Source organism: Kovacikia sp. CALU 1929 (assembly GCF_056784235.1).
Window position 1 is genome coordinate 1 of record NZ_JBXBCF010000011.1, and the last position, 4,598, is coordinate 4,598.

5 protein-coding genes and 1 pseudogene are annotated in these 4,598 nt (G+C 45.8%); 3 read left to right on the forward strand and 3 right to left on the reverse strand.

The annotated features are described in order from the left end of the window. Positions 1-115: 115 nt before the first annotated feature. Complete coding sequence (locus tag AC1S52_RS00705) at positions 116-223, reverse strand: alpha/beta hydrolase (protein WP_482027121.1); 108 nt, start codon at positions 221-223, stop codon at positions 116-118. 167 nt (positions 224-390) lie between these two features. Between AC1S52_RS00705 and AC1S52_RS00710 the strand changes: the two genes are divergently transcribed. Beyond that, positions 391-1,284, forward strand: coding sequence for a helix-turn-helix domain-containing protein (locus AC1S52_RS00710; protein WP_482027122.1), 894 nt, complete (start codon positions 391-393; stop codon positions 1,282-1,284). 12 nt (positions 1,285-1,296) lie between these two features. Here the strand turns inward: AC1S52_RS00710 and AC1S52_RS00715 are convergent, their stop codons facing one another. After that, positions 1,297-1,749 (reverse strand): MarR family winged helix-turn-helix transcriptional regulator, encoded by a 453-nt coding sequence (locus tag AC1S52_RS00715; protein WP_482027123.1) that lies wholly within the window; start codon positions 1,747-1,749, stop codon positions 1,297-1,299. A gap of 200 nt (positions 1,750-1,949) precedes the next feature. Here AC1S52_RS00715 and AC1S52_RS00720 point away from each other — a divergent pair, with 200 nt between their 5' ends. Next, entirely contained in the window at positions 1,950-2,879 is a 930-nt protein-coding gene (locus AC1S52_RS00720) for an EamA family transporter (RefSeq protein ID WP_482027124.1), read from the forward strand. A 36-nt stretch (positions 2,880-2,915) separates the two neighbouring features. Continuing rightward, positions 2,916-3,530 (forward strand): FMN-dependent NADH-azoreductase, encoded by a 615-nt coding sequence (locus AC1S52_RS00725; protein ID WP_482027125.1) that lies wholly within the window; start codon positions 2,916-2,918, stop codon positions 3,528-3,530. A 103-nt stretch (positions 3,531-3,633) separates the two neighbouring features. Here AC1S52_RS00725 and AC1S52_RS00730 read toward each other — a convergent pair. Then, positions 3,634-4,455, reverse strand: a pseudogene (locus tag AC1S52_RS00730) (oxidoreductase); the annotation flags it as partial. Positions 4,456-4,598: the final 143 nt, after the last annotated feature.

The following is a 4,598-nucleotide window of genomic DNA, read 5'->3' on the forward strand; positions in this document are numbered from 1 at the left end:
ATAGCTCATCAAAGGCTTGCCGATTTAGACCTGTCAGAGCACGCAGCAGACGGTCGTTACTCAACGCACGATGGAGGTTGATCATGCTGGCTCATACTCGATGAAGTCCTTTCGATTATCCCTTATTCCGCAACAAGTCTAATTTTTCCTTTAGCCACGGAAACCAGTGGTCACGGGGTGAGGCATTGTAACCATGAATGATATAAACGTGTTTAGATGCCATTTGGATTAGCACGTCTGAGGATTCACCATTTCAGCTTAGAGAAACGCTTTATCCTCAACTGTCAGATTCCTGGACAACTATCAAAATCCTGCAATCAGTTTTTGAACTACCGAGTGCAAGTCCCTAAAAGTAATTACAATTGAAACTAGATGAATTGGGTTTGCAGAATGAAGTCACGCTACTTCGCAGATACCGCAAGGGTCCCCACCCATTCAGATGAAACAGCTTACTTACCCATCCTGTCGAGTCAAGCTCAAGGTTGGGATAATATTTTGGTTGAGCAATTTCAGCACCCACCCGGAGAGGAGCGCAACCATTTTTCAGACGACCATGCTATTTGTCTGTCTCTGGCTCCCCGTCCTGTTCGTTTGCTGCAAATCAAAGGAGGCAAAACCTATGTGGGATTGCACTCAAAAGGCGACGTTTCGATCACGCCTGTCAAAACTCCACACTTTGCACGTTGGGAGAGTGAAGACAGTTGTTTGCAAATTCGGATTGCCTCACAGTTCATTCAAAGCGTTGCCAGAGAGACAATCGCCACACCCGACCCGTTAGAATTACGCCTGGAATTTCAGACCCGTGATCCTCAACTGGAGGCGATCGGGATGATGCTACTGGCTGAGCTTCAACAAGACAACTTAGGCGGAAAACTGTATATTGAATCTCTGGTTAATCTTTTGGCAGTGCATTTGCTCAGACAATACGCTGCATCCAAATCTCATTTCGTCTTTTATGAGCGTGGTGTATCTGAACGTCAAATTCTGCAAGTCGTGGAATATATCAACGAACATCTCGATCAAGATATCAGGCTGACTGATCTGGCTGCATTGCTGACGATTAGCGAATCTCATTTCAGCCACCGATTCAAACAATCAATCGGTATTACACCCTATCAATATCTACTCCAGCAGCGGATAGAACGAGCAAAGCAGTTATTAAAACAGGGCGATCGCTCTATCGCAGATATTGCATTAATATGTGGATTCAACAGCCATAGCCATCTCAGCAAACAGTTTCGTCAGCTAACTGGGATGACACCCAAAACCTACAGAGCAAGTTAAATCAGTACTTTGCTAGGATTCCTCATCTAATGCTGTCAGCATTGAGTTCAAGGCTTTTGTAAAAGCAACCGTATCTTTCTGGATCAAGTGACGACCAAAGTATTGACTGATGCTTTGGGAATAGACCGTCCACATTTTCTGCTGCATTTCCAGTCCTGCTTTCGTCAAAACGGCAAATGCACCTCGGCGATCGTCTTTGCATACTTTTCGTTGAATCAATCCCGCATTTTCCAGGCGATCCGCTAGGCGAGTCACATTGGTACGATTCACCAATAGTTGCTCTGCCAATTCACTTAGTCGTAGTTGTTGGTCAGGAGCTTGTTTTAATGCGATCAGCACGTCATACCATTCAAATGGTGGCAGATTCGCGTGCTTAAAGTCTTGCTCTACTCGGTCAACCAGACGAGTATGTGCCGTCAGAAATAGCTTCCAGAGGGAATTCTGAGCCGAATCAAGCTGAGCCATCGAATCTACACAATTATTATCTACTGTAATTATTGCAATTGTAACTAATTGGTGTTACATCTGGCAATAATTACATATGTAATTACTTCAACTGTAATTATTTTGTTCAGTATTAGCCAAATTCTCCTTGATTCGCTATGCGGCATGTTGAGCGTTTAAAGCAGAATTTCCGCTCTCTCACTCATTCTGGAGGCATCACCATGCTAGACATTCCTCCTGTTAAGCCCACTCGCTTTTCCCAAAATTTGTCAGGACTCGCTGCCATTCTCCTGACTGTTTTGTGTTGGGCGATCGCCGCTAACGTTGCCTTTGATTTGTTTAGGGCGGGTATCTATCCGTTAGAGCTAGCAGGAGCCAGTGCAATGATTGCAACCTTGGGTTTGGCAATCCTCTACAGCTTTTGCGGACGTGGACAGGTTCAACCTATGAGTCTCAAACAGTTTTGTTTAGGGCTGATCCTGGTCTTTCTGGTCGCCGCAGATTACGTTGCGATTCAACAATTACCCGTTGCGATCGCGATCGTGTTGCTCTTTACGTCACCCATTTTGGTGATTCTGTGGACAGCCTTGGTCACTCGTCGCGCTCTACCCCAGTCAGTTCTGCGGGCATTGGGATTGTCAATGCTAGGAGTAGTTCTGGTTTCCAACCTGCTAGAAAGTCGTTGGGATCAGGTCAATTGGTTTGGCATTGGTATTGGTTTAACCACGGCGATCTGTTTTGCGGCTTACATTCTCATCAGCGAACAAATCTTAAGCAAACAACCATCCGACACCAGTAGTTCCATTGAAATTTTGCTGAAAACCTATGCGATCGCCAGTTTGTTCTGGTTGGCGTACCAGTCTACGCAAGGATTGCCACTTAACCTGCTTGAACCTGACCATCTTCTGAAAGTGTTGGTCGTGGGCATCGTCGGCAATCTATTACCTTACCTGTTGTTTTTGTGGAGCATTCAACGGGTGCAAGCCGAACGAGCCGTGATCGTTGCCACTTTAGAGCCTGTTGTGGCAGCAATCCTAGCGTGGCTTTGGTTTGGGCAAACCTTAACGGTGTTGCAAATCCTCGGCGGTATTCTCATCGTTGGTGCAGTTACCTCTCTGCAACTGCAAGGAACTCGGCTTTTTCAAACTTAATTCGTTGAACCCAATTCAATTCTGTGAAGGTTTCCTATGACTCACGTATTACATATTGACACCAGTCCTCGACTTGAACGCTCACACTCTCGATCATTAGCACGAGAATTTTTGGAACAATGGAAATTGCATCATCCTGACGCAACGATAACGCATCGGGATCTAGCACTCAACCCTGTTCCTTACATTGATGAAACCTGGGTGACAGCAAAATTTACCACTGCCGATGAATACACACCTGAGTTAGCAGCAGCGATCGCTCTTTCTGATCAATTAGTAGATGAGTTTCTGGCAGCCGATCGCTATGTATTGTCTACACCCATGTATAACTTCAGTATTCCGGCTGTTCTCAAATCCTACATTGACTACATCGTGCGTCCCAGACGAACGTTTATTTCTACTCCGAATGGATTTCAGGGTTTAGTGAGCGATCGAAAAATGCTCCTCGTTCAGGCACGCGGCAGCGATTTTCGCCCTGGCTCAGCCTATGATCAGGTGAACTTTCAGGAACCTTATCTCAAAACCATTTTTGGCTTCATTGGTATCACTGACATTGAGGCAATTAGTGCCAACGGACTCAATACGACTCTACGAGATCAAGAACTTGCAGATGCCAAAGCTACGATTCAATCACTTGCCCCAACCTGGTAATTCTATCGTCACACATACTCAATAACTCGCAAATGGGAGTGGTGTGCGAAATGTTTTACACACCACTCCACAAACTGTATTTTGCGATTTACGTCATACGCTATTACCCGCCGATCGCATTGACTGCTGCCCCATCAAAAGCAGTGTTGATTGAAATATCTCTCCAGTTCTTTAAATCTAGCTCCACAGCCTGCAACTTGGCATAAATCGCTTCCAGGGTATCTGCTCCCAGTACTAGCCGGAGTGGGGGACTGGGATGGTTTACAGCCCGAATCATAGCGATCGCTGCCTTATAAGGATCACCGGGCTGTTGTCCGTTCATTTGTTGGAGCCACTGCAACATCTGTCCACTGGTAGAAGCATAATCGTCGATCGATTGATTGGGAGAAACGAGCGTACCATTAAAGGCTGTCCGAAAGGCACCCAGTTCAACGATCGTGACGTGAATCCCTAACGATGCAACTTCCTTCGCCAATGCCTCTGACCAGCCCTCTAAAGCGAATTTTGAAGCACAGTAAATACCTGCTCCAGCAAAACCAATAAAACCACCGCTAGAGGAGATATTAAGAATATGCCCTGAGCGTTGGCGACGTAGATGAGGTAAAACAGCGCGAGTGACATTTAATGCACCATATACATTTGTTCCAAACTGTTGTCGTACATCGGCATCGCTCACTTCTTCTACTGCTCCAAATACGCCGTATCCAGCCAGCACATCGATTTGTCCAAAAGTAGCAATCGCCTGACTTACAGCCGTTTGAATATCGGAGGATTTAGTCACATCAAGAGGCAACGCTAGAATGCGATCACCGTATTGCAGAACTAAATCATTTAGCTTGCCAGGTTGCCGAGCCGTTGCAACCACAATTTCATCCCGCTCTAAAACTGCTTCAGTTAAAGCACGTCCAAATCCTGTTGAACAACCTGTACTGAACCACTATGCACTGAAAGTGCATAGGTTCCTAAAGGGCTGAAAGCCCAAGTTAATCTACTCAAGTAGGAAGTTATCGCGCTCCTGATTCGATGGACTCCGATGATGCTCTAAATACTCCTCCACTAACTGCTCAG

What these genes read in the sequence shown, in the direction of transcription:
- AC1S52_RS00715 (WP_482027123.1), bottom strand. Translation starts at nt 1,749, where the DNA reads ATGGCTCAGCTTGATTCGGCTCAGAATTCCCTCTGGAAGCTATTTCTG.
- AC1S52_RS00720 (WP_482027124.1), top strand. Translation starts at nt 1,950, where the DNA reads ATGCTAGACATTCCTCCTGTTAAGCCCACTCGCTTTTCCCAAAATTTG.
- AC1S52_RS00710 (WP_482027122.1), top strand. Translation starts at nt 391, where the DNA reads ATGAAGTCACGCTACTTCGCAGATACCGCAAGGGTCCCCACCCATTCA.
- AC1S52_RS00705 (WP_482027121.1), bottom strand. Translation starts at nt 223, where the DNA reads ATGGCATCTAAACACGTTTATATCATTCATGGTTACAATGCCTCACCC.
- AC1S52_RS00725 (WP_482027125.1), top strand. Translation starts at nt 2,916, where the DNA reads ATGACTCACGTATTACATATTGACACCAGTCCTCGACTTGAACGCTCA.